This window comes from Amycolatopsis acidicola, from assembly GCF_007713735.2.
GTDB lineage: Bacteria > Actinomycetota > Actinomycetes > Mycobacteriales > Pseudonocardiaceae > Amycolatopsis_E > Amycolatopsis_E acidicola.
This window is the reverse complement of sequence record NZ_VMNW02000002.1, coordinates 1-24949: the sequence shown is the minus strand read 5'-3', so window position 1 is coordinate 24949 and position 24949 is coordinate 1. Positions and strand designations below refer to the sequence as shown.

The following is a 24949-nucleotide window of genomic DNA, read 5'->3' as shown; positions in this document are numbered from 1 at the left end:
GGGGCGTCACCATCGTTCGCTGGCGGCCAGGCAGGACCTCAGCCACCGCGCCTCGGCTTCGTTGAGGATCACGTCACCCATCACCGGCACGTCAGCCATCATCCGGCGGACACCAGGCGAAAGCGAGCGGTCCGCCGTCCCCTTCCGCGGCGGCCCTTCGACCAGCTGGGGTTCCCAGCCCAGGTCGGCGTGCAACAGGATCGCCGGTTTCAAACCCGTTTCGCGCACGAACACCATCGGCTCGCCGTGTTCGTTGACGAAGTACGACACGTAGTCACCGGCGCCGATGTCGTATCCGCTGATTTCGGACAATACTTTTCGCAGCCGTGATCCGGCATCCGAGGTCACTTGCCGAACGCTAGCTGGCATCCTTGGCCCGGTGGGATATCGGTCAGGTTTCACGCTCGTCTGTTTACTCGAAGACACACTGAAGCTCACGCGGTCCGGCGTTGTGCGTGGGCACATCGACGAAGCACTTGCCTTCACGAATTCCGGCCCGGACACCGGAGGTCATCGGTATCCCAGGGGCAGACGGCTCGTCACTCATCTGGAGAACGCCGCGAACGCAGCGACCGAAGCCGGGGAAGAAAACGTAGCCCGGCGACTCGATGACTTCGCCGAGTACGCCTCCGGAGACATCCCGCTGAGCCTGTTGGAAAGGTGGTACATCCCTGAACAGCAGGAAATGGACGACGAGCTGGCGCGGCGGTTGCTCGAAGTCGGGTTGCGCCGTTCCGCCGACATAGTGGGCCAGTTCGTACACTTCCGGCCGGAAGCCGGCGCTGGTGAGGTCCACGACTGGCTCGCGCGCGTGGCGACGGAAATGCACCGGTGGACAACTGGTGAAGACCGGCGGGGCGGTGTCAAGCTGCCGCGCTACGCGAAAGACCCGCTTGTCTGGCTCGAACGCATCCAGCTCGTCCTCGACTCGTCCTCGGCGTCGTCGGAGGTCCCACCTGAGATCGCCGATGAACTCGCCGGGTTGGCAGGCTCCGAAGTGCTGGCACGAGCTGTGCAGTGGAAACGCCGGCGATCCGCGCTGGAACGACTTCGCGCGGTTGTGGAGGATCCCGCGAGCTCCGAACAGCAGATCCAGGCGGAGCTGCGGCAACAGACCTGGATCTTCGGCGGCCGTTACGTGCGGACACTCGACCGATCGAGCTTGACGACCACCGACAGCCTGGACATCCCCCTGCTGCGCGGTGACGGGTCCCTCCATGTAGTGGAGTTGAAGAAGGCATCCGTGCCCAACCTGGTCGAGCAGCGACTGTCGCATCCGACGGTCGGCCCTGACGTCCATCGGGCCGTGCTTCAGGCGACGAACTACCTTCGCTCGCTCGACGAGCAGCGTGCCACCATCCTGGCCGAGCACAACATCGAGGCACGGCGCGCGTCCGCGACCGTGCTGATCGGGCACGCGGGCTTCCTGCGAGGGAAGTACGAACCGGCCGAAATATCGGCTGCCTTCCGGACCTACAACGCGGCCTTGAGCCGGATCGAAGTCATGACCTACGACGAGCTGCTCGAATCGGCCGGGCGCACCCTGGAGCTTGACGACGCTGAACTCTGAGCCCGCGTCCATGGCAGGAAAAGTGGGAAACCCGTCATTGCCGTCACCCTCGGCGGCCGCGACGATCGAGGTATGCGGACGCGGTCGGTGCTCATCGTTCTCTTCGACGGGGTGCAGAGCCTCGACGTCACGGGTCCGCTGGAGGTGCTGGCCGGGGCGAATTCCTGGCAGGCGAGGCACGGGGGTGCGCCCGCGTTCGAGATCGCCACGGCGAGCCTCGGCGGGGGAACCGTGCGCAGTTCCAGCGGGCTCGGCCTGATGCCGGACCGGGATCTGCGCACGGCCACCGCGCTGGACATGGTGCTCGTGCCCGGCGGTGAGGGCACGCGGCCGCCCGATCCGGCGCTCGTGGCGTGGCTGGGCGAGCACGGGCGCCAGGCGCGGCAGCTGGTGTCGGTGTGCACGGGCGCGTTCCTGCTCGCCGAAGCGGGGCTGTTGAGCGGAAAACGGGTCACCACGCACTGGGCGCACTGCGACTCGCTAGCCCGCCGCTACCCGGACCTCGACGTGGCGGGCGAGCCGATCTTCGTGCGGGACGGGGACGTGCTGACCTCCGCGGGCGTCACGGCGGGGATCGACCTCGCGCTCGCGTTGGTCGAGGACCAGCTCGGGCGCGACGCGGCGCTGCAGATCGCCCGGCATCTGGTGGTCTTCCTGCGCCGCCCGGGCAACCAGGCCCAGTTCAGCGCCCAGCTCTCCACCCAGGTCGCGCACCGCGAACCGGTGCGCGAGGTGCAGCGGTGGATCGCCGAGCACCCCGAAGCCGACCTGTCCGTGGAAGCGCTTTCCCGCCGCGCCCGGCTCTCGGCCCGCCAGTTCGCGCGGGTGTTCGCGGCCGAGATCGGGATGAACCCCGGCCGCTACGTCGACCGCGTCCGCCTGGAGGCCGCGCGCCGCCGCCTGGAGGACACCCGCGACAGCATCGAGGAGGTCGCCCGCGCCTGCGGCTACGGCACGCCCGAGGCCATGCGACGGGCCTTCCTGCGGGCCCTCGACGTCGGCCCCGCCGAGTACCGCCGCCGTTTCCACCCCGGTTTTTCCTTACGAGACAAGGAGAGTCATGCGGATCGCCATCCTGCTGTTCGACCGGTTCACCGCGCTTGACGCGGTCGGCCCCTACGAAGTCCTCAGCCGCCTGCACGAGCGTGAAGTCGTCTTCGTCGGCGAGCGGAAGGGCACCGTCGCCACCGAGGTCGGCAGCCTCCGGATGGAGGTCACGGCGACGCTGGACGAGGTGACCGACCCGGAGGTGGTCGTCGTCCCCGGCGGGCCGGGGCAGACGGCCCACATGGCCGACGGGCCGGTGCACGAATGGCTCCGCGCCGTCGACCGGACCAGCACGTGGACGACGTCGGTGTGCACCGGCTCGCTGATCCTCGGCGCCGCCGGACTGCTGAAGGGACGCCGGGCCACGACGCACTGGCTCGCGATGGAACGACTGCCCGCGCTGGGCGCGCGGCCCACCACGGAACGCGTGGTGACCGATGGCAAGTACGTCACCGCCGCCGGGGTTTCCGCCGGCATCGACATGGCCCTCTCCCTCGCCGCCCGGATCGCCGGGGAGACCGTCGCCCAGGGCATCCAGCTCGGGATCGAGTACGCCCCGCGGCCCCCGTTCGACGCCGGCTCCCCGGAGAAGGCGCCCGCCGAGGTGACCGCCGCGCTGCGCTCGATGAGCCGTTTCGTGCTCACCGGCGAGCCCGCGGCCTGAGTAGCACCGCCGCGAAGACGCCGGCCGCGGCGACCAGTGCGGCCGCGATCCAGAACGCCAGCCGGTAGCCCGAAGTCAGCGCCGAAGACAGGGGTTCGGTCGCGGCCAGCCGGTCGCCGCGCGTGGCCGCCAGCACCGCGAGCACGGACAACCCGATCGCGCCCATGACCTGCTGGGTGGTGTTGAACAGCCCGGACGCCAGCCCGGCATCTTCCGGGCGCGCGTCGCTCATGCCCAGCGCCATCAGCGCGGGCATCGCGAGCCCGAAGCCGATCCCCATCGCGAGCATCGCCGGCAGCAGGTCGACCGGATAGTGCCCGTCAACGGGAACGCGCCCGAGGACCACGAGCCCGGCCGTGATGAGCACGAGACCGCTCAGCAGCACCGGCCGTTCCCCGAACCGGGCCGTCACCCGTGCCGAGACGCCGAGCGAGATCACCGCGATCGCCGCCGCCACCGGCAGCATCGCGAACCCGGTCTGCTCGGCCGAGTAGCCCAGCACCTGCCGCAGGTAGAGCACGATCAGGAACTGGAACCCGAACATCGCGGCGACCAGCAGTCCCAGCACCACGTTCGCGCCGGAGAGAATCCGCGAGGCGAAGATCCGCAGTGGCAGCAGCGGGTTCGGCGTTTTCGCCTGGCGCACCACGAAAAGCGCCAGCAGCACGAGCGCCGGCCCGCCGAAACCCAGCGTGCGGGGCGAGGCCCAGCCGTGCCCGTCGACCTCGACGATCGTGTACACGGCGAGCATCAGCGCCGCCGTCACGAGGATCGCGCCGAGCACGTCGGCCCCGGCCCGCAGGCCGATGCCCCGGTCGTCTTCCAGTACCCGCAAGGAAAGCAGCGCGGCGGCGATCCCGATCGGCAGGTTGATCAGGAAGATCCAGTGCCAGCTGACCGCCTCGGTCAGCAGGCCGCCGGCGACGCTGCCGATGGACCCGCCCGCGGCCTGCACGAAGCTGAACGCGCCGATGGCCTTCGCGCGGGCGCCGGATTCCGGGAACAACCGGACGATCATCCCGAGCACGACCGCGGACGAGGTGGCGCCGCCGACGCCCTGGACGAATCGGGCCGCCACAAGCACTTCCGAATTCCACGCCAGCCCGCACAGCAGCGAAGCCGCGGTGAACAGGAGCAGCCCGGCGAGGAACACCTTGCGCCGGCCGACGAGGTCGCCGAGCCTGCCGGTGAGCAGAAGCAGCCCGCCGAACGCGATCCCGTAGGCGTTGATCACCCACGCCAGCCCGGGCTGGGTGAAGCCGAGGTCGTCGCGGATGGAGGGCAGCGCGACGTTCACGATCGTCTGGTCGAGCACGATCATCAGCGTCTGCGCGCACAACACGGTCAGGGCGAGCAGACGCGATCTGTCGGTGTGGAGCATGGTCGAGGACACCTGACCTCCAAGGGAGCACGATCTGTAACAGTGCCCATGATGTGTTCCCCTGGAGGTGCCCGAAAGAAGGCAGTTTCGTGTTCCCCTGGCACATCGATGTGACCATCCAGGTCAGCGGTCCCCACCTGCGAGGGCTGTCCTGGAGGTCACAGCCCGCCCAGAGGAAACGATGTGTAACAGGGTCCATCCGCGGTAACCTGGAGCGGCCGGAAGGAGGCCGCCATGACCGATCCGATCGCCGAGGCCTGCCCGATCGTCGAGGTGCTCGACCACGTCGCGGGCAAGTGGAGCATCGGCATCATCGTCGCCGCGGCCGACGGGCCGGTGCGGTTCACGGAGCTGGAGCGCCAGGTCGAGGGCATCAGCCGCCGGATGCTGACGCTGAACCTGCGCAAACTGGAGCGCGACGGGCTCTTGATCCGCACGGTCTATCCGACGGTCCCGCCGAGGGTCGAGTATTCGCTCACCGACATGGCGCGCGAGCTGTACACGTCGTTGACCGGGCTGCTGGGCTGGGCCGAACGCCACCGCGGCTCGATCGCCCAGGCCCGCGCCGCCTACGACGCGGGAAAGACACCCGCCGCCGTCTGACCGCGACCCCTGCCGGTCAGCGCACCCTGGCTCCGGTATCGGCAAAGGCGAACTCCACGACCGTCGGCAGCTCGTCCAGATCCAGTGCCTGCTTGAGCCGGGGCACGCCGTCGGTGACGATGCGCTCGCGCACCGCCGTGAGGTCGGCCTCGGGTTCGGCGGTCACCTTCACCAGCAGCGTCGGCCTGTCCTGGCTACCCGAGAGCACCGCGTCAGCCGACTGCACGCCGAGGTAGCCACCGACCTCGCCCTCGAAGGGTGCCACCGCCACCGAAGCCGCGAGATCCGTCCGCCCTTGTGACTCAACGCTTTCCCAGCGCCAGGTGCTGGTCTTCGGGCGGCGCAACGCCTGTGCCGAAAGCCAGGACAGGAACAGCAGACCCAGCACGACAGCCCCGGCGGCCACGACGTAGAGCACCCACGTCGGCGGCAGTTCGGTGCCCGGCACCAGCGGCCGCTCCCGGTCGATCAGCCGCAGCCAGCCGTAGTACGTGGTCACCAGGAACGCACCCGCCGCGAGCAGCACCAGGCCGATCAACGCCAGCAGTGTCCGGTTCAGCCGGGCCGGGCGGTTGAGGCTCGCCATCGTCAGGGCCTCCCGATCTTGACCTTGGTCCGCGGCCGTTTCGCCGGGCCGATCCGGTCGAGCTGTTCTTCCAGCGCGGTGGTGACCTGCCCGCCGAGTTCCGGGGTGGCCAGCCTGTCCGGTTTGATCCGCGCCTTGAGCTTGCGCCGCCGCAGCCCGACCTTCGCCGAGCCCACGCCGTCGAGGGATTCCGCCGACGCGCGCAGCGTCCTGGTCATCCCGTGACGGCGCGCGCCGGACGTCAGCGGGGCGCTCGTGCTGCCGTCCTCCTGCAGCGGCAGCACGAGCGCCCGGCCGGGCAGCAGCGCCGCGAGCAGCAGCGCCAGGCCGAGCACGGCCAGCACGATGCCGGCGATCCGGACCGGCGTCGAAGTCCAGTGCAGGTCGTGCAGCCGGGCGGCGGCCGCGTGGTAGTCCAGCACCGGCTTTTCGTGCACCAGCAGCTGAATCGCACTGGTGGCGACGAGGGCGCACAACGCGAGCCCGACGAGCGCGGTCAGGCTCGCCGCCAGGGCGCGGCGTGGGCGCCTGATCATTCGATCCTCCGTTCCCCGCGACCGCCGTCGAGCGAGACGACCGTGATGTCCACGCGGTCGACCGTCAGCCCCGTCAGCTCGGCGACGTCACGGGCCAGGTCGGCGCGCACCCGGTCGGTGGCGGCGGCGACGGAGTTCGGGTACGTGACGGAAAGTTCGGCGTCCAGGGTCACGTGCTCCCCGGTGACCTTGGCGCCGACCTTCCCGCCCAGCAGCTGTCCCGCGATCCGCCGCACCGCCCGGTCGGTGACCACCGTGGTGCCGCGCGTATCGGTCAGTGTCATCGCCTGTCCCGCCCGAGCAGCTGGGACAGGTCGAGCTTGCCTTCGATCGCCCGGCCCGCCAGCAGCCCGAGCGCGCCGAGCACCGCGACCACGATGAAGGCGGTGAACCCGCCGAACGCGGCCGCGACGCCCAGCACGAGCCCGGTCAGCAGGCCCAGCACGGTCGGGGTCATCGCTTACTCCACCCGCCCGGTGGCCGCGGGCTCGTCGGGGTTGTCGCCGGGCAGGTTCACGTCGTTGACGACGATGTTGACCTCGACGACCTCCAGCCCGGTCATCTGCTCGATGGCGCTGATCGTGTTCGAGCGCACCGCGCGGGCCAGGTCGGCGATCGACACCCCGTACTCGACGACGAGTTGCAGGTCGACCGCGGCCTGCTTCTCCCCCACCTCAACGGAAACGCCCTGCCCGGCGCTGGCGTTGGCGCCCGGGATGCGGTCGCGGATCGCGCCGAACGCGCGGGTCATGCCGCCGCCGAGGTCGTAGACGCCGTTGATCTCACGGGCGGCGAGCCCGGCGATCTTCTGCACGACGGTGGAGGCGATCGTGGTGGTGCCCTGGCTGGTCACCAGCGGCGCGCCGCTCTCGGCGCGGGCTGGCGACTTTTCCTCTGTACTCGTGGCCATTGCTCGTCATCTCCTTCTCGTTGGTTCCACTACCTACGACACCGCCGGGGACCAGAAGTCACGGCCTGGCCGCCCGATCGAACGCGGCACTGTCCACATCGGTGACGACAAGCTCGACGCGGGCGGCCGCGAACGGCGTCCCGGCAAGGGTTTTCGCCACCACTTCGCCCGCTTCGGTGAGCGACGGCGGCAGCGGCAGCGTGGTGGCGACCAGCCGCACCCGGACCACTTCGGCGTCGACGTCGAAGGCCAGCGCGTCGGTGTTCCACACGACGGTCGAGCGCGGCACCGGTGGCGCGGGCCGCAGACCCTCCACTGTGGACAACGCGGCCAGCAGCTTCGCCACCGTCTCCGAACGCGCGGTCACGGCACCTCCGCCGGTTCGATGTCGAGGACGACGACCGACACCTCGGCCACGTCCAGCCCGGTCTGCTTGGTCACCGCCGCCCGCACCTCGCGCTGCACCTGGCGGGCGACCGCCGCCGCGGGCACGGCCCCGGAGGTCGCGATGCCCACCCGCACGCGCAGGTCACCGTCGCCGAACTCGGCGAGGGCGCCGGTGGCCGGCGCCGGGGTGATTCCCTTGACCTGCTGCCATTTCCCCCGTCCCCAGGAGCGCACGAGCCCGCCGACCCCGGTTTCGAGGCGCACGACTCCGGGGGTGGCCAGCGCGGCGTCGGCGGCGACCGCGGCCACCACCGGCTCCTCGATGATCCACTGGGCGCTCATCGTCACCTCCTCATGCTTCGTAAAGATCCGCGACTACGAGGTCCAGGGTTCCCAGCCGCAGCCCGACCGACGCCGCGCACGCGGCCGCGCACCGCTGCCGCACGGTGTCGAGCACGTCGGCGAGATCGCCGCGGTACTCGACGACGACGGTGAGCTCGGCCTGCAGGACCGCCTCGCCGTCCTCGTCGTGGCTGCTCACCCGGACCCGGCAACGGCGGGCGCGCACGCCTTCGACCTCGTCCGCGGCGAAGCGCAGCACCACGGCCACCGCCTGCTCGCTGACTTCCAGCCCGCCCGGTTCGTCCGCGCGGACCGGCAGCATGTCCCCGCGCCGCCGGACGTCGGCGCGCACGGCGGCCATGATCCGGTCGGTCAGGTCCCGCCGCGGCTCGATCCGCTCCGCCGCCAGCTCGCGGGTCGCCGACCGCAGCGCCAGCAGGCTGCCGCGGGCGGTCGAGCAGTGCGGGCAGGTGCGTTCGTGTTCGTCGAGGGCGTCAAGATCCGCCCAGACCTGTTCGAGCGAGCGGCCACAGGGCAGGTCGTAACCGGTTTCTACCGCCACGGCTGCATCACCTCCGCGAGTTGGGCGCGGGCACGGAAGATGCGGCCCCGAACCGCGGTGGGTGTCGAATCGAGCGCTTCGGCGATCTCCTCGTAGGACCGGCCGTGGATCTCGCGCAGCAGCCAGCAGGCGCGCTGCGCCGGTGTGAGACCGCCGAGGGCGCTCTCGAGCGCCGCCAGCTGCGCGCTGACTTCGGCGGCCCGCTCGGGTTTCGCGTCACCGCGCGGGGTTTCGGTGGTGTCGAGGTCGACGTCGGCCACCGGGCGCCGGGCCCGCAGCACGTTGAGGCAGCGGTTCGTGGTGGTGCGGTAGAGCCAGCCGACGAACGCCCCGTCCTCGCGCAGCTGCTCCAGCCGCCGCCACACGGTGAGGAACACGTCCTGCACCACGTCCTCGGCGTCCCCGGTGCTGCCGAGCATGCGCACGGCGAGCCGGTAGATCGGCGTCTGGTAACGGCGCACCAGTTCCTCGTAGGCCCGGGTGTCGCCGTCACGAGCACGGGACACGAGCGTGGCATCATCCAGCGCCGCCCCCGTCCCGGCTTCGGCCGCCGCGGTCATCCGCACCCCCCGCTCGTCACCCTCGTTCTTCGATGCTTTCGGTATTCCAGACACCGCCCGCCCCGCAACGTCACGCGCCAGTTTTCCGGCGGTTCGGGTGAACACCATCACCGTATTCGGGTGAACGTGCCCGCCGGATAGGTCCCGGCCGCACGTCCCGGGGCGCTGGTTCGCCTCGTTCGACGGGTTCGTCCTCGTCACCGGGGACTTCACGCACTTCGCATCCAGCTCGGCCGCGCTGGATGCGTTGCTGGATCAGGTGATCGCGTGGAGCGCCGCACCCGCGCCCCTCGCGCGCTTCGCGAGCCGCGGGCTGAGTGGCGGGATAGTTGCGCAGCGACCGCGGAGCACGAGCCGTGCGCCCGGCCGGGCTCGGGTGACGGCAGGGCCGGGCGGCGCGAGAGGGCGCGAGCCGCCCGGCGGAGATGATGCGGTTCTTCCGGCGGGCGGCGCGAGCCGCCCGGCGACGATGGCGCCGTTGTCGGGCCGGGCGACGAGGTCGAACAGGAACCCGGCGCGCTCGGTCGGCGGTGGCAGTACCCGCGGCGGCAGCGTCGGCGGCCCCCACGGTCAGCGGAAGCGGGCCCTCGGTCGGCCGCGCGCTCGATCAGCGGCGGTGCGGCCTCCGCGAGTCCCGCCAGGAGCTGCGCGCCACGGCGTGAAAGCGCTTCCCGGATCAGCTCAGAACAGGGGCCACGGGATGGCGCGCCAGTCGTCCCCCGGCTCCGGGAAGACGCCTGCCGCCAGGAGCGCCTCGGCGCGGTCGGCGATCGCGCTGATTTCCAGGCCCGTCAGGTGCTCCGAGAGCTCGTCCCCGAGCGGGCCGTAGATCTTTTCCGGCAGGGCGGCCAGTTTCTCGACGGCCTCCTCCGGCAGCGGCTCCCCGATCCAGCCCCACAGCACGGTCCGCAGCTTCGGCTCGGCGTGCAGGCAGATGCCGTGGTCCACGCCGTACACGCGGCCGTCGGTGCCGGCGAGGATGTGCCCGCCCTTGCGGTCGGTGTTGTTCGCGACGATGTCCAGCAACGCCAGATCCCGCACCCCGGGCTTGTCGGCGTGCGCGAGCACCGCGGGCTCGCCGAGGCGGTCGTGCGCGTGCAGCACGACCTTCCAGTCCGGCGGCACCTCCTCGGGAGCGCGGACGTCGATCAGCTCCTCGTCCGCGGTCTCGATCCACAGCTGCACCATGCCGACGCCGAACGGACCCTGCCGCAGCACGGTGGGCGGGATGGCGCCTAGCCCGAGCGACTCGGCGAGCAGGTACGTGGCGACCTCGCGGCCGGCCAGCGTGCCGTCGGGGAAGTCCCACAGCGGGCGCTCCCCGGACACCGGTTTGTACACCGCGTTCGCGCGCAGCCCGTCGAGCTCGACGTTGCAGAACAGGGTGACGTTGGATGCGTCGACGAGACGGCCCTCGACATCCAGTTTCCCGTGCGCGACGACCTGTTTCGCCCTCGGATCGGTCGCGCTGACGGACTCGGCCACGGACGCTATTCCTCGGTCAGGTCGGTCTCGCGGCGGTAGCCGTTCTGCCTCGGGCAGATGTGCCCGGCGGGATCCAGCGGCTCCCCGCACAGCGGGCACGGCTTGCGCCCGGCGTTGACGACCCTGTCGGCCCTGTCGGCGAAGGCGCGCGCGGCCGCCGGGCTCAGGAACACCCGCACCGCGTCCGGACCTTCCTCGGTGTCGTCGAGCACCACCGTCTCGTCGACCTCGCCCTCGGTGATGGCGAGCAGCTCGACGACGACGGCCTTGCTCTCGGCGTCCCAGCCCAGCCCCATCGTGCCGACGCGGAACTCCTCCTCGACGGGCACCTCGAGCGGGTCGACGTCGACCAGCTCGTCGGGCACCGTCTCGGGCACGTCGGCGCCGAAGCGGTTGGCGACCTCTTCCAGCAGCGAACCGAGGCGCTCGGCGAGCACCGCGACCTGCTGCTTTTCGATGGTCACGCTGATGGTGCGGACGTCCTCGGACGCCTGCAGATAGAAAGTGCGGTCCCCAGGCTCCCCGACGGTCCCGGCGACGAACCGGTCGGGCTGGCGGAAGACGTGGATAACACGAGCCATGACACCTCGACCCTAAGCCACCGTTCCATGATCGGCATCCGCCGCCCCTGCTTGAGTCTAGTGGAGCCGGTCACGTGCGGCCCCGGCCCGACTACAGTGCAGCGGTGCCCGTAAGCAGCCCGTGTGGATCCTGGCCCTCCCCGATCACCGCGGCCCTCGTCGCCGGAGCCGGCGGCGGCCCGCAGTGGCTCGACGTCGCCGGTGGTGAACCGTGGTGGGCGGAGGCCCGCCCGGCCGAAGGCGGCCGCCTCGCGCTGGTGCGCGCGGGCGAGGAAATGCTTCCCGCACCGTGGAACGCGCGGAACAGGGTGCACGAGTACGGCGGCCGTCCGTGGCTGGTCGCCGGGCGTTCGCTCTACTTCACGCACTGGGACGACCAGCGCGTGCGCGTCCGCGATCTGGACACCGGCTCGGTCACCGCGCTCACCCCGGAACCCGCCACACCGCAAGGGGTTCGCTTCGGCGATCTGCGCCCCGGGCCCGGTGGCGAGGTGTGGGCGGTCCGCGAGACGAGCACCGGGCCGCGGCGTACCGACATCCGCCGCGATCTCGTCGCGTTCGCGGAGGGCGAAATCCGTTCGCTCTCCGCGAGCCATCACTTCCTGACCGCGCCGCAGCTCTCGCCGGACGGCGCGCACGCCGCGTGGCTGGGGTGGAACCACCCGTCGATGCCGTGGGACGAAACGGAACTGTGCGTGGCACAGGTGCGCGCCGACGGGAGTTTCACGCCGCAGCGGGTGCTCGCGGGCGGCGCCGGGGTCTCGGTGTGCCAGCTGGAATGGGAGTCCCCGGGGTCGCTGCTGGCGCTGGCGGATCCGGACGGCTGGTGGAACCTGCACCGCATCGGCCTCGACGGCGCGAGCAAGGCGCTGGCCCCCGCGGAGGCCGAACTCGGTGGCCCGCTGTGGAAGATCGGCTCGCGCTGGTTCGCCCCGCTCGGCGGCGGCCGGTACGCGGTGCTCGACTCGGGCCGGCTCGCGGTGCTGGACGAGCACGAGGGCACGATCCGCCCGCTGGCGCCGGAGTTGACCGAGTGGGCGGCCGGTATCGCGGTGCACGACGGGGCGGTGTTCGGCATCGCGTCGGGGCCGGGCCGGGAAAGCGCTGTCCTGCGGGTGGACGCCACCACCGGCGCGATCACCGAACTGGCGGCCGAGGCCGCGCCGGTCTCTCACGCGTACCTGCGAGCTCCCGAGGAGCGGGTGTTCACCGGGGAGCACGGCGAGCGCATTCCCGCGTACGTCTACCCGCCGGCCAACCCGGAGTACACGGTGCCCGAGGGTGAGCTGCCGCCGTACCTGGTGCACGTCCACGGCGGGCCGACCGGGCGCAATTTCCCGGTGCCGGATCTGGACTTCGCGTACTTCACCAGCCGCGGCATCGGCGTCGTGGCGGTCAACTACGGCGGTTCCGTCGGGTACGGCCGCGCCTACCGCGAGCGGCTGCGCGAGCAGTGGGGCGTCGTGGACGTGGGCGACTGCGTGACCGTCGCGAAGGCGCTCGTGGCCGAGGGCATCGCCGACCCGCGCCGGCTGGCGATCCGCGGTGGCAGCGCGGGCGGGTTCACGTCGGCGGCGGCGATGACCACGTCCTCGGTGTTCGGCGCGGGCACCATCAAGTTCCCGATCCTCGACCTGGCGGGCTGGACCGGCGAGGGCGGCGAGACCCACGACTTCGAATCGCGGTACCTCGACGGGCTCATCGGCCCGCTGCCCGAGACGCTGGCGCGGTACGAGGAGCGTTCGCCGCTCCTGCACGCGGACCAGCTGACCGGTCCGGTGCTGCTCCTGCAGGGGCTCGACGACCAGATCTGCCCGCCCGAGCAGGCCGACCGCTTCGTGGAGTCGCTGGGCGGCAAGGGAATCCCGCACGCGTACCTCACCTTCGACGGCGAGCAGCACGGCTTCCGCAAGGCGGAGACCATGATCACCGCCCTGGAGGCCGAATTATCCTTCTACGGCCAGGTCTTCGGGTTCGACACCCCCGGCGTGCCGAGGCTGGACCTGCGGCGATGATCCGGCCCGGGGACACCGTCGCGCTGGCCACCCCGGCCGGGCCCGTCGCGCCCGAGCGGCTCGATGCCGCGGCGGCGGAGCTGGAAAGCTGGGGCCTGACGGTGAAGGCGTTCACCGGTGGCGCACACCCGCGGCTGGGCTACCTCGCCGGGACGGACGAGGCGCGGGCGGCGGATTTCCAGGCGGCGTGGGTGGATCCGGCCGTGCGAGCGGTGATCGCGGCCCGCGGCGGCTACGGCACCCAGCGGATGCTGGACCTGCTGGACTGGGACGAGCTCCGGGCGGCGGGGCCGAAGGTGTTCGCGGGCTCCAGTGACGTGACGGCGTTGCACCAGGCGCTGGCGGCCGAACTCGGTGTGGTGACGTTGTTTTCCGGGATGCCCGCGGGCACTTACTGGGACGCCGAAGCGGCCGACAGGCTGCGTTCGGTCCTTTTCGGACAGTCCACGGTGGAGCTGGCCGCCGAAGAGGCGCTGGTGCCCGGAGACGCTTCGGGCGTCTTGACGGGCGGGAACCTGAGCCTGCTCGCCTCGGGCGTCGGCGCGCCCGAGCAGCGGTCGGCGGACGGGGCGATCGTGCTGCTCGAAGACGTGAGCGAAGCCGTGTACCGGATCGACCGGATGCTCACCCAGCTGCTGCGTTCGGGCTGGTTCGCGGGCGTGCGCGGGATCGCGCTGGGCTCGTGGACCGGTTGTGGCGCCCCGGAATCGGTGCGCGGGCTCGTGCTGGACAGGCTCGGCCCGCTCGGGGTGCCGATGCTGTGGGGGCTGCCGTTCGGGCACCGGCCGGGCGCGGCGACGATCCCGCTGGGTGTCACGGGAACGATCTCGGCGGGGCGGCTGCGCTGCGGTTAGCGTGCGGGGCATGCGACTGTCCGAGGACGAAGCACGCGCACGGTTCACCGCGGCCCGGGTGGCGCGGCTGGCGACGGTGGACGCGGCCGGGGTACCGCATCTGGTGCCCGTGACGTTCGCGCTCGACCGGGGCGCGATCGTGTTCGCCGTCGACCACAAACCCAAGCGCACCACCGATCTGCGCCGGCTGCGCAACATCGCCGCGAACCCCTCGGTCGCCTTCCTCGCCGACGCCTACGACGAGGACTGGACCCGGTTGTGGTGGGTGCGCGCGGACGGCTACGCCGCCGTGGTGCCGGGCCATTCCGTGGACGCGCTGGTGGCCAAGTACCCGCAGTACCGCGAGCGCCCGCCCGAGGGACCGGTGGTGCGCACGGAGGTCACGAAGCTCAGCGGGTGGGCCGCTTCCTGACCGTGCCGTGACACCGGGGTGGGGCCGGCGCTCAGGCCGCCGGGACCTGCCCGCCCTCTTCGACCGGAGCGGCCCCCGTCTGGCGGCGCCACGCGCCGATCAGGCCGAGCGGGTCCGGCCGCAGCAGCGACGCGGCCGCGTAGACGCCGAGCGCGATCGCGATGGCGACGAACCACCAGTCGTAGAGCGCCTGCTCGCCCGTCGGGTAGTAGGCCATGACCAGGAAGATCGACACCCCGACGACGATCGCCAGATGGCGGCGCCGCCACGGGAACGCCGCGGCCACGACGAAGCCCCACGTGAGGTACCAGGGCAGCGTGGGCGGGGCGAGGATCGCGGTGGCCAGCAAGGTCAGCGCGGCGCGGAAGATCGCCTCGTTGCCGCCGAAGCGGGACTTCCACCACTGCCGCACCCCGAACACCGCCAGCGCCAGCATCGCCAGCGCGCGGGCGGCGGTGATGAACGGCGACTCCGGCACGTTGATCACCAGATGCACCAGGGTGTACACGGCCTGGCCGATCCCGGTCGGGAAGTTCAGCCAGTTCGTCACCAGCGTCGGCGCCTGCAGGCCGGTGACCCAGCCGAGGTTGAACGAACCCAGCGACACCCACGTGCCGAGCACGAACACCACGGCGAAGATCCCCACCGACAGCGCGCCGGCCTTGAAGAAGTTCTTCACCCGGGACTCGCCGGGCAGGTGGTTCGCCCACACCCAGACCAGGAACGGCAGCGCGACCGCCGCCGTGGGCTTGATCAGCATGCCGAGCGTGACGAGCACGATCGCGACCGCGTGTTTGCGTTCCAGGGCGGCGACCAGTCCGACGCTGAGGAAGCCGAGCATCATCAGGTCGTTGTGCGGGCCGCCGACGAGGTGGATCACCGTCATCGGGCTGGCCACGGCGAGCCACATCGCGACCGGCAGCTTCCCGCCGAGGCGGTGCACCAGCCGCGGCATCGACCAGATCACCGCGCCGAGCCCGATCAGCAGCACCAGCCGCGTGACGATCACGCCGGCGATCACGTTGTCCCCGGTCAGCGCGACGACGCCCTTGGCGACCAGCAGGAACAGCGGCCCGTACGGCGCGGGGGTGGTCTGCCACACCGGGTGCACGTTCTGCACGATGTTCGGCAGGATCTCCAGCTCCGCGGGCCCGTGCGCGTACGGGTCGAGCCCGTGCAGCAGCTGGGCGCCCTGGCCGAGGTAGGAGAACACGTCGCGGGTGAACAGCGGCGGCGAGACGAGCAGCGGGCCCATCCAGCACGCGGCGGCGACGAGGATCGGGCGGGTGCCGATCCGCCCGGCGAGCATGTAGCGGCCCAGCCGCACCCACGCCCACATCAGCAGCCCGAACCCGGCGTAGAGCACCGCGTTCGCGAGCATCCGCCCGTGCCCGTAGCGGACCCACGACAGCGGCCCGGTGCCGATGACCGGGTCGCGGATCAGGACGCCGCCGGCACCGAGGGCGCCGAGCAGGAGCAGGACACTGCCGATGGTTCCCATCGAGATGGTGCGGTAGGGGAACCGGGAAGGTTCGCGCACGCGGGCTTCCGGGTGCCCATCGGCAGGCACCCCGGTGTCTTCGCCCAGTGAGGGGGCGCCCGGTACGGGATCAGTAGTGGTCGCCATTTCGTTCTGGGAGATTACACACCGCGCCGAGACGGATTCGCGGCGGCGGCGCGTTGCACGCCTCCGGGCAGGGCCGCCAGCAGCGAGCGGGTGTACTCGTGCTGGGGATCGAGCAGGACTTCCTCGACCGTACCGACTTCGACGAGCTCGCCGCGGTACATCACGGCGACCCGGTCGGCGATGTTCCACGCCAGCCCGAGGTCGTGCGTGATCACCAGCCCGGCCAGGCCGAGTTCGCGGCGCAGGCGCAGCAGCAGCGCGAGGATCTCGCCGCGCACGGACGCGTCGAGGGAGGCCACGGGCTCGTCGGCCACCACCACTCCGGGACGCAGCGCCAGCGCGCCCGCGATGACGACCCGCTGGCGCTGCCCGCCGGAGAGCTCGTGCGGCAGCCGGGTCAGGAAGTGTTCGGCGGGACGGAGTTCCGCGGCTTCGAGTGCCTCGATGACGAGCTGTCGTTCGTCGCCGGGCAGGCCGTGGATGCGGGGCCCTTCGGCGACGGCCTCGTACACCGTGTGCCGCGGGTTGAGCGCGCTCGTGGGGTCCTGGAGCACCAACTGGACCTGACGCCGGTACGCCTTCAGCCCGGCGCCGGACGACGGCACCGGCTCGCCCGCGTAGCGCACCGCGCCCGAGGTGGGTTTCTGCAAGCCGAGCAGGGTGCGGGCGAGGGTGGTCTTGCCGGAGCCGGACTGGCCGACCAGCGCGACGATCTCGTCCCGGCGCACCTCGAGGTCCACGCCCGCGACGGCGTAGATCTTCGCGCCGGTGCGGTCTCGGAAGGTGACGCGCAGGTCCTGCGCCGAGAGCAGGACCTCTTCGCCCGGCGCGCGTTCCGGTTCCGGTGGCAGCGGGGTGGCCGTCGCCGGGGAGTAGCGGGACACCGGGTCCCCGACCGTGGGGAACGCGGCCGCGAGCGCCCGCGTGTGCTCGTGTTCCGGGTGGGCCATCAGCTTCGCGGACGGGCCGTGTTCGACGAGTTCACCTTGGTACATAACGCCGATCCGCGCGCAGGTCGCCGCGAGCACGGACAGGTCGTGGCTGATCATGACCAGGCCCAGCTCCTGCTCCGCGACGAGCCGCGACATCAGGTCCAGCACCTGCGCCTGCACGATGACGTCGAGCGCGGTGGTCGGTTCGTCGGCGATGATCAGCCGCGGCCGGCAGGCCAGCGCCATCGCGATCATCACGCGCTGCTTCTGCCCGCCGGAAAGCTCGTGCGGATACGCCGAAGCGCGGGACACCGGCAGGTCGACCTGCTCGAGCAGTTCGCCGACGCGGGCCTGGACTTCCGCTTCACCCGGCGGTTTTTCCGCGTGCAGCCGGATCGGCTCGGCGATCTGCGCGCCGATCTTCCGCACCGGGTTGAGGGCGTGCATGGCGCCCTGGAACACCACCGACGCCTCGGCCCAGCGGACCGCGCGCAGCCGTCCCCACTTCATTTCCTGCACGTCTTCGCCCTCGAGCAGGATCTCGCCCGAGACGCGCGCGGATTTGGGCAGCAGGCGCAGAACACTCATCGCGACGGTGGACTTGCCCGAGCCGGACTCCCCCGCCAGGCCCAGCGTCTCCCCCGGCGCCAGCGCGAGGTTCACGTCGCGTACCGCCTCGATGTCACCGCTGCCCGTGCGGTAGGTGACGCCGAGGTTCTTCAGCTCCAGCAACGGACTCAAGCCCGCTCCCCCTTGAGTCGTGGGTTCAGCACGGTTTCCAGCGCCCGCCCGACGAGGGTGAAGCACAGCACGATCACCACGATCGCCAGCCCCGGCGGCAGCAGGTACCACCAGGCTCCCCCTGTGACGGCGCCGGACTGCAGCGCGCGTTCCAGCATCGAGCCCCACGACACCGCGCTCGGGTCGCCGAGGCCGAGGAACGACAGCGTGGACTCGGCGATGATCGACATCCCCACCACGAGTGTCGTGTTCGCGAGCACGAGCGGCAGCACCCCGGGCAGCACGTGCTTGCCGACGATGTGCGCGTGCCCGCCGCCGAGCGCCTTGGCGCGTTCGATGTACGGGCGGCTCTCGATCGTCAGCGTCTGCGCGCGCACCAGCCGCGCCGTGGTGGGCCACGAGGTGACGCCCACGGCGATGATGATCGTCGCGATGCCCTGGGGCAGCACCGTGGACAGCGCGATCGCCAGCACCAGCGACGGCAGCACCAGGAAGAAGTCGGTGAACCGCAGCAGCACAGCCGCGACCCAGCCGCCGAAGTGCCCGGCGGCGAGCCCGACGAGGGTCCCGATGAGCACCGACAGGATCGTCGCGCAGAACCCGACGAGCAGCGAAACCCTGGCGCCCCACAGGGTCAGCAGCAGCACCGAGCGCCCGTCGATATCGGTGCCCAGGAGGAACTGCCCGCTCGGCGCCTGCAGCGGCCTGCCCGGCGCGTTCGTCACGTCGAGCCCGGCCGAATCGGTGATCACCGGCGCCAGCAGTGCCAGCACCACGATCACGATGAGCACGGCGAGCCCCGCGAGTCCACCGCGGTTGGCCGCGAACTCCCGCCACACCCCGGCCACGGCCGCGCGCCTCCGCTGCCACACGATCGCCGCGGTCACCGCGCACGCACCCGCGGGTCGAGCACCCGGTAGAGCACCTCGGCGATCAGGTTCATCACGATGACCGAACCGGCCAGCACCACGAAAACTCCTTGCAGCAGCGGGAGATCCGGCACCCGCAGCGCCTCGTAGGTGAGCAGCCCCAGCCCCGGCCACGAGAACACGGTCTCCACCGTGACGGTGCCGGACACGACGAGGCCGAACTGCAGGAACACCAGGGTCACGGTGGGCAGGAGCGCGTTCGGCACCGCGTGCCTGCGGCGCACGAGGTCCTCCCGCAGCCCCTTGGCGCGCGCGGTGGTGAGGTACTCCGCGTCCATCTCGCCCAGCAGCGAGGAGCGCATCACCAGCATGTACTGCGCGTAGATCACCGCCAGCAGCGTCACGCACGGCAGCACCAGGTGGTAGGCGACATCGCCGGCCTGGGAAAGGAAATCGGGCGGCGTGTCCGGGGATCGCATACCGCCGCTGGGGAACAGTCCGTGCGTCGCGATCAGCAGCAGCAGGCCCAGCCAGAACTGCGGGACCGACCACAGGGTCAGCGCGATCCCGGTCTGGGTGCGGTCGAACCCGCTGCCCCGTTTCCACGCCGCCCGCACCCCGAGCCACAGGCCGAGCGCGACGGCGAGCACGGTCGCCGTGCCCACGAGCAGGAGGGTGGGCCAGAACCGTTCCGCGATCAGGTCGGCCACCGGCCGGTTGTAGCCATAGGACACGCCGAGGTCGCCGCGGAAGATGCCGAAGAGGTAGTCCAGGAACTGCTGGATCATCGGCTTGTCCAGGCCGAGCCGTTCGCGCAGCTGCGCCATCTGCTGCGCGCTGTTGGCCTTGTCCTTGGTGAGCGTCGCGACCGGGTCGCCGGGGATCATCCGGAACAGCAGGAACCCGAGCGCGACGACGAGCAGGAGGCTGGCGGCCGCCCCGCCGAGCTTGCCCGCGAGGAACCGGCCCCAGCCGGTTCCGCCGCGCCGCTCGTCGGGGTCGGCCAGTTCGGCCTCGGTGAGCGCCTGTGACACCGCTACTCCCGGTCCTCGGCGGGTTTCCGCCGGCGGGCCGCCACGGTGCCGCCGATCGCGATCACGACCACCACGCCGGCGACGATCCCGATCCACGCGCCGGCCGAGAGGCCGCCGCCGCTGCCCGAACCCGACGCCGGAGTGGCGCCGTAGAAGCCCCAGTAGCCGCTCTGTTCCATGATCTGCCCGGTGCCCGCCGGCTGCTTCGGGAAGTCGGAGAACTGGTCGGAACGGTAGGCCTCGAGCGCGTTGTCGTAGTCGAGCACGACGCTGGGCACCTGCTCGTAGTAGCGGGCCTGGGCCTGCTTGACGAGGTCGGCGCGCTTGGCCTGGTCGGTCTCCGCGCTTTCCTGCGCGTAGAGGGCATCGAACTGCGGGTCGCAGAAGAACGCGGTGCTACTGCTGCTGCCGGCGGTGGCGGGCAGTGCGTCGCAGGTCTGCTTGGCCAGGATGTAGTCCGGGTCCGGGGTGGTGCCCCAGCCGGAGAACGCGAGGTCGTAGGTGCCGGCGTTGGTGCGCTCGTCGACCTCGTTGTCGGAGACCAGCTCCTTGTCCGCCTTGATGCCGATCGCGGCGAGCCAGCTGACCACGTAGTCCGAGGCGCGCTGGGCGTAGTCCTCGCTGGCGCGGCCGAGCAGCCGCAGCTCCAGGGGTTTCCCGTCCGGGCCGATCCGGATCCCGTCGGCGCCCTTGCGGTAGCCGGCGGCGTCGAGCTGGGCGTTGGCGGCGGCGGGGTCGAACTTGTAGCGCTGCCCGTCGGCCGGTTCCCAGTGGTAGACGGGGAACGAGGCCGGGATGATGCTCGCGCCGAGCTGGCCGTAGCCGCCGAGGACCTTGTCGATCAGGGTCTGCGGGTCGAGCGCCTTGGCGATGGCCTGGCGCACCCGGACGTCCTTGAGCGCGGCGTTGCCGTCGCCGATCGGCTGGCGCGCGGCGTTCTGCGCGCCAGGGTTGATGATCAGCTCGCGGTAACGGCGGCCGTTGGCCTTGTTGGTGGCGATGCCGGATTTGCCCTGCAGCGCGTCGAACTGGGTCGAGGTGAGCCGGTTGACGAAGTCGACCTCGTTGTTCTGCAGCGCGTTCACCGCGGCGTCGGCGTTCTTGTAGGTGATGAACTGCAGCTCGTCCACTGGCGACTTCCCGCGCCAGTAGTCCGGATTGGCCTTCAGCCGCACCAGCTCGTTCGGGCGGTACTCGGTGATGAGGAACGGGCCGTCGCCGACGCCCACCACGGGCACGGTGTCGGTCTTGGCGTCCTCCATGTCGCTGATACCGGACCAGACGTGCTCGGGCACGATGGGCACGTCGAGCGCGTTCATGCTGGCCTGCGGCGCCTTGGTCCTGATGACCAGGGTCCGGTCGTCGGGCGCGGTGACGCTCTCGAAGTTCTCGACGTAGGTGCCGTTGGCCTCCTGCGCCTTCGGGTCGGTCATGATCCGGTTGAAGGTGAAGGCGGCGTCCTTGGCGGTGACCGGCTGCCCGTCGGACCATTTGACGCCCTGGCGGATCTGGTAGGTCCAGGTGAGCTTGTCGGGTGACGCGCTCCAAGAGGTGGCCAGGCCCGGGCTCGGCGTGTTGTCCTCGGCCGAAGGCAGCGTGAGGAACTCCCACGTCATCCGGCCGATCATGGTGCTGGAGGCGAAGGACGCCAGGAACGGGTTGAGGTGGTCCACCTCCTGCACCAGCGCGACCCGGAGCACCTTGCCGCCCTGCTGCTGTGCCTGCGCCTGCGGCGCGAACGGCCCGGCCAGCAGGATCGCCGCCAGCACCGCGGCTCCCGCGCGCCATCGTCTGGAGATACCTAGCCCCACGTGTCCCCGCCTCTCTGGAGGTGTTCGAAGCGGAAAAGTAACCACATGGCCGCGCAGTCGCGCAATCAGCACCCGCCGGGCGTGGCCGTGATCGTTGTCCTTTCGTGCCCTGGTCCAGACCACGTGCGGGAAAGGGGTTGCGTGCCGGTGGTTCAGTGGTGGGGGCGCCGCGGCGCGAACAGCTGATCCACGTGATAGCGCAGGATTTCCCGCGCTTCGGCGACTGTGCGCTGTCCGACGAGGACGGCGGTGCCGATTCCGTGGTTGAGCGCGATCAGCCGGCCCGCTTCCCGCGCGGGGTCGACGCCGGGCCGCAGCTCTCCGTCCGCCTGAGCCGCGCGCAACGCTCCGGCGAGTTCCACCTCCAGGTGGTTCAGACCGGCGACGACGGGCTTTCCGGTCAGCCCCGGGTCTGTCATCGCGAGCGCCGCGTACGAGGCGCCGACGAGATGGAAGGTGCGGCTGGCTTCGCCGGTGGGCAGCGCTTCGGCGAGGAACGCCTCGACGACCGCGCGGCCCGAGCGCGGGCTCGGCAGGTTCTCCACCCGCGCCGCCCAGCGCTGGCTGCTCTGGTGCTGCAGCTGACGCAGGCCCGCCTGCACCAACTCGGCTTTCGTCTCGAAGTAGTACTGCACGAGGCGCAGCGACACCCCGGCTTCGGCGGCGACCGCGCGCATCGTGACCGCGTGCAGGCCGTCTCGCGCGGCGAGGCGGACCAGCGCCGCGGCGAGCTGCGAGCGGCGCAGCTCGTGATCGACCGTTTTGGGCAATGCACTGCTCCCAACTGCGGTTTTCGTTGTGGTACAAGCGTATATGATACCGGTGTACCACGAATTCTGTGCTATACCGGCAGGCGCGCGGCGCCCCGATGAGGTGGCGCCACCGAGCCTTTGGGGTGTTCGGTGAGACTTCGCAGTGGGCGTTCCTTGATCCTCCTGGCCGCGCTCGCGGCCCCCGTCCTGGTTCCGGTGAGCGCGGCGGCGTCGCCACCGGCGCGGCTCGCGATCACGTCGGTGTCCAATCCGCATCCGGAGTTCGTCAGTGGCGGGCAGGTGCTGGTGTCGGTCAGCGGCCCGGCGCGGGTTTCGGCGAACGGGCGTGACGTGACGGCGGAGTTCCGCCGTCAGCCGGACGGCAGCCTGCTCGGCCTGGTGAGCGGGCTGCGCGACGGGGCCAACGAGATCACCGCGTCGTCGGGCGGGCACCGGGACGCGACGCTGCGGGTGACGAACCATCCGGTCTCGGGCCCGGTGTTCTCCGGTGCGCAGCAGGAGCCTTTCTATTGCGAGACAACGGCTTACGGCCTGCCGCCGGCGCAGCAGCCGTCGTGCGCCGTGGGCACGCAAGTCAGTTATCGGTACCGCAGCACGGCCGGCGCCTTCGTGCCGCTGGCCGATCCGTCCGCACGGCCCGCGGATCTGGCGACGGCGACGGTGAACGGGCGGCAGGTGCCCTACATCGTGCGTGTGGAGCGGGGCACCATCGACCGCGCGGTGTACGAGATCGCGGCGCTCTACGACGGCGCGCCTTCGCCGTTCGCGCCGGACAGGTCGTGGAACTCGCGGCTGGTCTACACCTTCGGCGGCGGCTGCAACTCGGGCTACCACCAGGGCGCGGCGACCGGCGGCGTGCTGGAGGATCTGTTCCTCGGGCAGGGGTACGCGGTGGCGTCGTCGAGCCTGAACGTGCTCGACACCAACTGCAGCCCGATCATCTCGGCCGAGGCGGCGATGATGGTCAAGGAGCATTTCGTCGAGACCTACGGGCCGGTGCTGCACACCATCGGCTGGGGCGGTTCCGGTGGCGCGATCCAGCAGTACGACATCGCCGAGGCGTATCCGGGGATCGTGGACGGGATCGTGCCGGGCATCTCGTTCCCGGACCCGCTCGCGACGGCCGGGCCGGTGACGGACTGCCGTCTGCTGAACCAGTACTTCGCCAAGGACGCCTCGTTCACTCCGGCGCAGAAACTGGCGGTGTCGGGCTATCGCGACTACACCACCTGCACGTCGTGGGAGCTGACCTTCGCCAATCGCGCGACCGCGACCGGCAGTTGCAACGCCGCGATCCCGGTGGCGGCGCGGTGGGATCCGGTGACCAACCCGGACGGCGTGAAGTGCAACGCGAACGAGCAGCTGGTCAACCAGTTCGGGCGTGATCCGGCGACCGGGTTCGTGCCGAGCACGCTCGACAGCGTCGGCGTGCAATATGGCCTGGCGGCGTTGGAAGCCGGGCAGATCAGCGCGCGGCAGTTCGTGGATCTCAACGCCGGGATCGGCGGGATCGACTACACCGGCGCCGCCGTGGCGCAGCGGACGGCGGGCGACCGGAAAGCGCTCTCCGCGGCCTATGCCGATGACCTGCTCAACTCGGCGTCGCGCGGGTTGCGGGAGACGCCGATCATCGACCAGCGCACGGACCTGGATCTGGCCGGGTTCGGGAACGACATCCACACCACGGAGTGGTCGTTCGCGATGCGGCAGCGCCTGGCCGCGGCGAACGGGACGACGGGCAACCAGGTGATCATCGAAAGCCAGCCGGCCGATGCGGCGGCGGCGAGCAGGTACGAGCTGGACGCGATGGACCGCTGGCTCACCGCGATCGGCGTGGATCACTCGGGGCGAAGCCTTGAGGCCCGGGTGCTGGCGAACCGGCCGCGGGACGTGTCGGACGGGTGTTATGTGGGCGGGCAACGGATCCAGGCTCCGCTGGACAGCGGACAGTGCGGCGCGGCGTACCCGGTCGCGGGGAACCCGCGGACGGTGGCGGGCGAAGGGCAGGCGATGGATGTGCTCAAGTGCCGGTTGCGGCCACTGGACTTCCGGACCTACCCGGTGCGGTTCACGGTCGCGCAGCAAGCCACTCTGCGGACGGCATTCCCGGATGGTGTGTGCGATTACGGGAAGCCGGGTGTCGGAGCGCAGGCGGCGCGCGGGACTTGGCGGAGTTATTGAGCGGTCGGGTTTGTGGGGTGGGGGGCGGGCCGGTGAGCGTTTGTGCGGAATTGTCGGAGGTGTCCGCTAGCGTCCTGGTCATGCTGGATCACCTTGGTGTACAGGCGAAAGACGTGGATGCGGCGGCGGCCTTCTACGTGCGGGTGTTCGCGCCGATCGGGATGCGGGAGGCGCGGCGGTTCCCGGCCGGGGGCGGGTCCGTGGTCGCGCTCGCGGCCGGGAACAGTCCGCCGCGGTTCTGGCTCTCCCCTGCCCTGCGCGAGGAGACGCGGGAGCTGCACGTCGCCTTCGTGGCGCCGAGCCGGGAATCGGTCGACGCTGTCCACGAGGCGGCCGTCGCCGCGGGCGCGGAGGTGCTGCACGCCCCGCGCGAGTGGCCGGAATACCACCCCGGCTACTACGCGGTCTTCCTCCGCGATCCCGACGGGCACAACGTGGAGGCCGTTTGTCACGTGCCACCCGCGTAACCGGGGCGCTCTCGCAGGC

At 71.1% G+C, this 24949-nt stretch carries 28 protein-coding genes; 9 read left to right on the top strand and 19 right to left on the bottom strand.

What is annotated here, in order from left to right; translation table 11 throughout:
* Positions 1-6 precede the first annotated feature (6 nt).
* Positions 7-312, bottom strand: a complete 306-nt coding sequence (locus tag FPZ12_RS01725) for a hypothetical protein (RefSeq protein ID WP_144753487.1) — start codon at positions 310-312, stop codon at positions 7-9.
* Here FPZ12_RS01725 and FPZ12_RS01720 point away from each other — a divergent pair.
* The 3 genes from FPZ12_RS01720 (at position 287) to FPZ12_RS01710 (ending at position 3281) form a co-directional block, all read left to right on the top strand.
* Complete coding sequence (locus FPZ12_RS01720; protein ID WP_144753484.1) at positions 287-1570, top strand: Shedu anti-phage system protein SduA domain-containing protein; 1284 nt, start codon at positions 287-289, stop codon at positions 1568-1570. The genes FPZ12_RS01725 and FPZ12_RS01720 overlap by 26 nt on opposite strands.
* 72 nt (positions 1571-1642) lie before the next feature.
* A complete protein-coding gene (locus tag FPZ12_RS01715) occupies positions 1643-2674 on the top strand; it encodes a GlxA family transcriptional regulator (RefSeq protein ID WP_144753481.1) in 1032 nt (343 codons plus the stop codon).
* Complete coding sequence (locus tag FPZ12_RS01710) at positions 2631-3281, top strand: DJ-1/PfpI family protein (RefSeq protein ID WP_144753478.1); 651 nt, start codon at positions 2631-2633, stop codon at positions 3279-3281. The genes FPZ12_RS01715 and FPZ12_RS01710 overlap by 44 nt, the downstream gene beginning before the upstream one ends.
* Here FPZ12_RS01710 and FPZ12_RS01705 read toward each other — a convergent pair.
* Positions 3259-4662: a DHA2 family efflux MFS transporter permease subunit gene (locus tag FPZ12_RS01705; protein WP_144753475.1), complete on the bottom strand. Its 1404-nt coding sequence runs from the start codon at positions 4660-4662 to the stop codon at positions 3259-3261. The two genes, FPZ12_RS01710 and FPZ12_RS01705, sit on opposite strands and share 23 nt — an antisense overlap.
* 234 nt (positions 4663-4896) lie before the next feature.
* On the opposite strand from FPZ12_RS01705, the gene FPZ12_RS01700 reads away from it, so the two are divergent.
* A complete protein-coding gene (locus FPZ12_RS01700; RefSeq protein WP_144753472.1) occupies positions 4897-5265 on the top strand; it encodes a winged helix-turn-helix transcriptional regulator in 369 nt (122 codons plus the stop codon).
* A 16-nt stretch (positions 5266-5281) separates the two neighbouring features.
* On the opposite strand, the gene FPZ12_RS01695 is transcribed toward FPZ12_RS01700, so the two are convergent.
* The 11 genes from FPZ12_RS01695 to FPZ12_RS01650 all read right to left on the bottom strand — a co-directional run bounded on the left by FPZ12_RS01695 (position 5282) and on the right by FPZ12_RS01650 (position 11214).
* Positions 5282-5851 carry an alkaline shock response membrane anchor protein AmaP gene (locus FPZ12_RS01695; protein WP_144753470.1) on the bottom strand — a complete coding sequence of 190 codons (570 nt, stop codon included), beginning with the start codon at positions 5849-5851 and terminating at the stop codon, positions 5282-5284.
* 2 nt (positions 5852-5853) lie between these two features.
* Positions 5854-6387: a DUF6286 domain-containing protein gene (locus FPZ12_RS01690; protein WP_150980167.1), complete on the bottom strand. Its 534-nt coding sequence runs from the start codon at positions 6385-6387 to the stop codon at positions 5854-5856.
* On the bottom strand, positions 6384-6671 hold the full coding sequence (locus FPZ12_RS01685) for an Asp23/Gls24 family envelope stress response protein (RefSeq protein ID WP_144758051.1): 288 nt from the start codon (positions 6669-6671) through the stop codon (positions 6384-6386). The genes FPZ12_RS01690 and FPZ12_RS01685 overlap by 4 nt, the downstream gene beginning before the upstream one ends.
* Positions 6668-6844 carry a hypothetical protein gene (locus FPZ12_RS45435; RefSeq protein WP_166462529.1) on the bottom strand — a complete coding sequence of 59 codons (177 nt, stop codon included), beginning with the start codon at positions 6842-6844 and terminating at the stop codon, positions 6668-6670. The genes FPZ12_RS01685 and FPZ12_RS45435 overlap by 4 nt, the downstream gene beginning before the upstream one ends.
* A gap of 3 nt (positions 6845-6847) precedes the next feature.
* The gene (locus FPZ12_RS01680) at positions 6848-7297 is read right to left on the bottom strand and encodes an Asp23/Gls24 family envelope stress response protein (protein WP_144758052.1); all 450 of its coding nucleotides are present in this window, start codon (positions 7295-7297) and stop codon (positions 6848-6850) included.
* Between the two features lie 58 nt (positions 7298-7355).
* A complete protein-coding gene (locus FPZ12_RS01675; protein ID WP_144758053.1) occupies positions 7356-7664 on the bottom strand; it encodes a hypothetical protein in 309 nt (102 codons plus the stop codon).
* Entirely contained in the window at positions 7661-8026 is a 366-nt protein-coding gene (locus tag FPZ12_RS01670; RefSeq protein WP_144758054.1) for an Asp23/Gls24 family envelope stress response protein, read from the bottom strand. The genes FPZ12_RS01675 and FPZ12_RS01670 overlap by 4 nt, the downstream gene beginning before the upstream one ends.
* Positions 8027-8036: 10 nt before the next feature.
* On the bottom strand, positions 8037-8588 hold the full coding sequence (locus FPZ12_RS01665; RefSeq protein ID WP_144758055.1) for an anti-sigma factor: 552 nt from the start codon (positions 8586-8588) through the stop codon (positions 8037-8039).
* Positions 8579-9148 carry an RNA polymerase sigma factor gene (locus FPZ12_RS01660; RefSeq protein ID WP_144758056.1) on the bottom strand — a complete coding sequence of 190 codons (570 nt, stop codon included), beginning with the start codon at positions 9146-9148 and terminating at the stop codon, positions 8579-8581. Before FPZ12_RS01660 ends, FPZ12_RS01665 begins: the two co-directional genes overlap by 10 nt.
* 681 nt (positions 9149-9829) lie before the next feature.
* The gene (locus FPZ12_RS01655; protein ID WP_144758057.1) at positions 9830-10633 is read right to left on the bottom strand and encodes an SCO1664 family protein; all 804 of its coding nucleotides are present in this window, start codon (positions 10631-10633) and stop codon (positions 9830-9832) included.
* Between the two features lie 5 nt (positions 10634-10638).
* A complete protein-coding gene (locus FPZ12_RS01650; protein ID WP_144758058.1) occupies positions 10639-11214 on the bottom strand; it encodes a DUF3090 domain-containing protein in 576 nt (191 codons plus the stop codon).
* 104 nt (positions 11215-11318) lie between these two features.
* Between FPZ12_RS01650 and FPZ12_RS01645 the strand changes: the two genes are divergently transcribed.
* The 3 genes from FPZ12_RS01645 to FPZ12_RS01635 are packed head-to-tail and all read left to right on the top strand — an operon-like array spanning position 11319 to position 14495.
* Positions 11319-13229: a prolyl oligopeptidase family serine peptidase gene (locus tag FPZ12_RS01645; RefSeq protein ID WP_144758059.1), complete on the top strand. Its 1911-nt coding sequence runs from the start codon at positions 11319-11321 to the stop codon at positions 13227-13229.
* Positions 13226-14083: a S66 peptidase family protein gene (locus FPZ12_RS01640; protein WP_144758060.1), complete on the top strand. Its 858-nt coding sequence runs from the start codon at positions 13226-13228 to the stop codon at positions 14081-14083. The genes FPZ12_RS01645 and FPZ12_RS01640 overlap by 4 nt, the downstream gene beginning before the upstream one ends.
* A gap of 10 nt (positions 14084-14093) precedes the next feature.
* Positions 14094-14495 carry a TIGR03668 family PPOX class F420-dependent oxidoreductase gene (locus FPZ12_RS01635; protein WP_144758061.1) on the top strand — a complete coding sequence of 134 codons (402 nt, stop codon included), beginning with the start codon at positions 14094-14096 and terminating at the stop codon, positions 14493-14495.
* Between the two features lie 31 nt (positions 14496-14526).
* Here FPZ12_RS01635 and mptB read toward each other — a convergent pair whose 3' ends face one another.
* The 6 genes from mptB to FPZ12_RS01605 form a co-directional block, all read right to left on the bottom strand.
* Entirely contained in the window at positions 14527-16122 is a 1596-nt protein-coding gene (mptB, locus tag FPZ12_RS01630) for a polyprenol phosphomannose-dependent alpha 1,6 mannosyltransferase MptB (RefSeq protein ID WP_144758062.1), read from the bottom strand.
* A gap of 14 nt (positions 16123-16136) precedes the next feature.
* A complete protein-coding gene (gene nikE, locus FPZ12_RS01625; RefSeq protein WP_144758063.1) occupies positions 16137-17795 on the bottom strand; it encodes a nickel ABC transporter ATP-binding protein NikE in 1659 nt (552 codons plus the stop codon).
* Positions 17792-18682, bottom strand: coding sequence for an ABC transporter permease (locus FPZ12_RS01620; RefSeq protein ID WP_144758064.1), 891 nt, complete (start codon positions 18680-18682; stop codon positions 17792-17794). Before FPZ12_RS01620 ends, nikE begins: the two co-directional genes overlap by 4 nt.
* The gene (locus FPZ12_RS01615) at positions 18679-19698 is read right to left on the bottom strand and encodes an ABC transporter permease (RefSeq protein WP_144758065.1); all 1020 of its coding nucleotides are present in this window, start codon (positions 19696-19698) and stop codon (positions 18679-18681) included. Before FPZ12_RS01615 ends, FPZ12_RS01620 begins: the two co-directional genes overlap by 4 nt.
* Positions 19699-19700: 2 nt before the next feature.
* Positions 19701-21467, bottom strand: coding sequence for an ABC transporter substrate-binding protein (locus FPZ12_RS01610; RefSeq protein ID WP_243769622.1), 1767 nt, complete (start codon positions 21465-21467; stop codon positions 19701-19703).
* A gap of 194 nt (positions 21468-21661) precedes the next feature.
* Positions 21662-22279: a TetR/AcrR family transcriptional regulator gene (locus FPZ12_RS01605; protein ID WP_144758066.1), complete on the bottom strand. Its 618-nt coding sequence runs from the start codon at positions 22277-22279 to the stop codon at positions 21662-21664.
* 132 nt (positions 22280-22411) lie between these two features.
* Between FPZ12_RS01605 and FPZ12_RS01600 the strand changes: the two genes are divergently transcribed.
* Together FPZ12_RS01600 and FPZ12_RS01595 are read left to right on the top strand one after the other, a co-directional pair.
* Positions 22412-24463 (top strand): DUF6351 family protein, encoded by a 2052-nt coding sequence (locus FPZ12_RS01600; RefSeq protein WP_144758067.1) that lies wholly within the window; start codon positions 22412-22414, stop codon positions 24461-24463.
* Positions 24464-24543: 80 nt separating this feature from the next.
* Complete coding sequence (locus tag FPZ12_RS01595) at positions 24544-24930, top strand: VOC family protein (protein ID WP_150980166.1); 387 nt, start codon at positions 24544-24546, stop codon at positions 24928-24930.
* The last annotated feature ends 19 nt before the right edge of the window (positions 24931-24949 follow it).

Coding starts and splice junctions, on each gene's coding strand:
- FPZ12_RS01700 (WP_144753472.1), top strand. CDS start 4,897: ATGACCGATCCGATCGCCGAGGCCTGCCCGATCGTCGAGGTGCTCGAC.
- FPZ12_RS01650 (WP_144758058.1), bottom strand. CDS start 11,214: ATGGCTCGTGTTATCCACGTCTTCCGCCAGCCCGACCGGTTCGTCGCC.
- FPZ12_RS01695 (WP_144753470.1), bottom strand. CDS start 5,851: ATGGCGAGCCTCAACCGCCCGGCCCGGCTGAACCGGACACTGCTGGCG.
- FPZ12_RS01720 (WP_144753484.1), top strand. CDS start 287: ATGTCGTATCCGCTGATTTCGGACAATACTTTTCGCAGCCGTGATCCG.
- FPZ12_RS01705 (WP_144753475.1), bottom strand. CDS start 4,662: ATGCTCCACACCGACAGATCGCGTCTGCTCGCCCTGACCGTGTTGTGC.
- FPZ12_RS01685 (WP_144758051.1), bottom strand. CDS start 6,671: ATGACACTGACCGATACGCGCGGCACCACGGTGGTCACCGACCGGGCG.
- FPZ12_RS01595 (WP_150980166.1), top strand. CDS start 24,544: ATGCTGGATCACCTTGGTGTACAGGCGAAAGACGTGGATGCGGCGGCG.
- FPZ12_RS01690 (WP_150980167.1), bottom strand. CDS start 6,387: ATGATCAGGCGCCCACGCCGCGCCCTGGCGGCGAGCCTGACCGCGCTC.
- FPZ12_RS01715 (WP_144753481.1), top strand. CDS start 1,643: ATGCGGACGCGGTCGGTGCTCATCGTTCTCTTCGACGGGGTGCAGAGC.
- FPZ12_RS01670 (WP_144758054.1), bottom strand. CDS start 8,026: ATGAGCGCCCAGTGGATCATCGAGGAGCCGGTGGTGGCCGCGGTCGCC.
- FPZ12_RS01660 (WP_144758056.1), bottom strand. CDS start 9,148: ATGACCGCGGCGGCCGAAGCCGGGACGGGGGCGGCGCTGGATGATGCC.
- FPZ12_RS01640 (WP_144758060.1), top strand. CDS start 13,226: ATGATCCGGCCCGGGGACACCGTCGCGCTGGCCACCCCGGCCGGGCCC.
- mptB (WP_144758062.1), bottom strand. CDS start 16,122: ATGGCGACCACTACTGATCCCGTACCGGGCGCCCCCTCACTGGGCGAA.
- FPZ12_RS01710 (WP_144753478.1), top strand. CDS start 2,631: ATGCGGATCGCCATCCTGCTGTTCGACCGGTTCACCGCGCTTGACGCG.
- FPZ12_RS01680 (WP_144758052.1), bottom strand. CDS start 7,297: ATGGCCACGAGTACAGAGGAAAAGTCGCCAGCCCGCGCCGAGAGCGGC.
- FPZ12_RS45435 (WP_166462529.1), bottom strand. CDS start 6,844: ATGACCCCGACCGTGCTGGGCCTGCTGACCGGGCTCGTGCTGGGCGTC.
- FPZ12_RS01635 (WP_144758061.1), top strand. CDS start 14,094: ATGCGACTGTCCGAGGACGAAGCACGCGCACGGTTCACCGCGGCCCGG.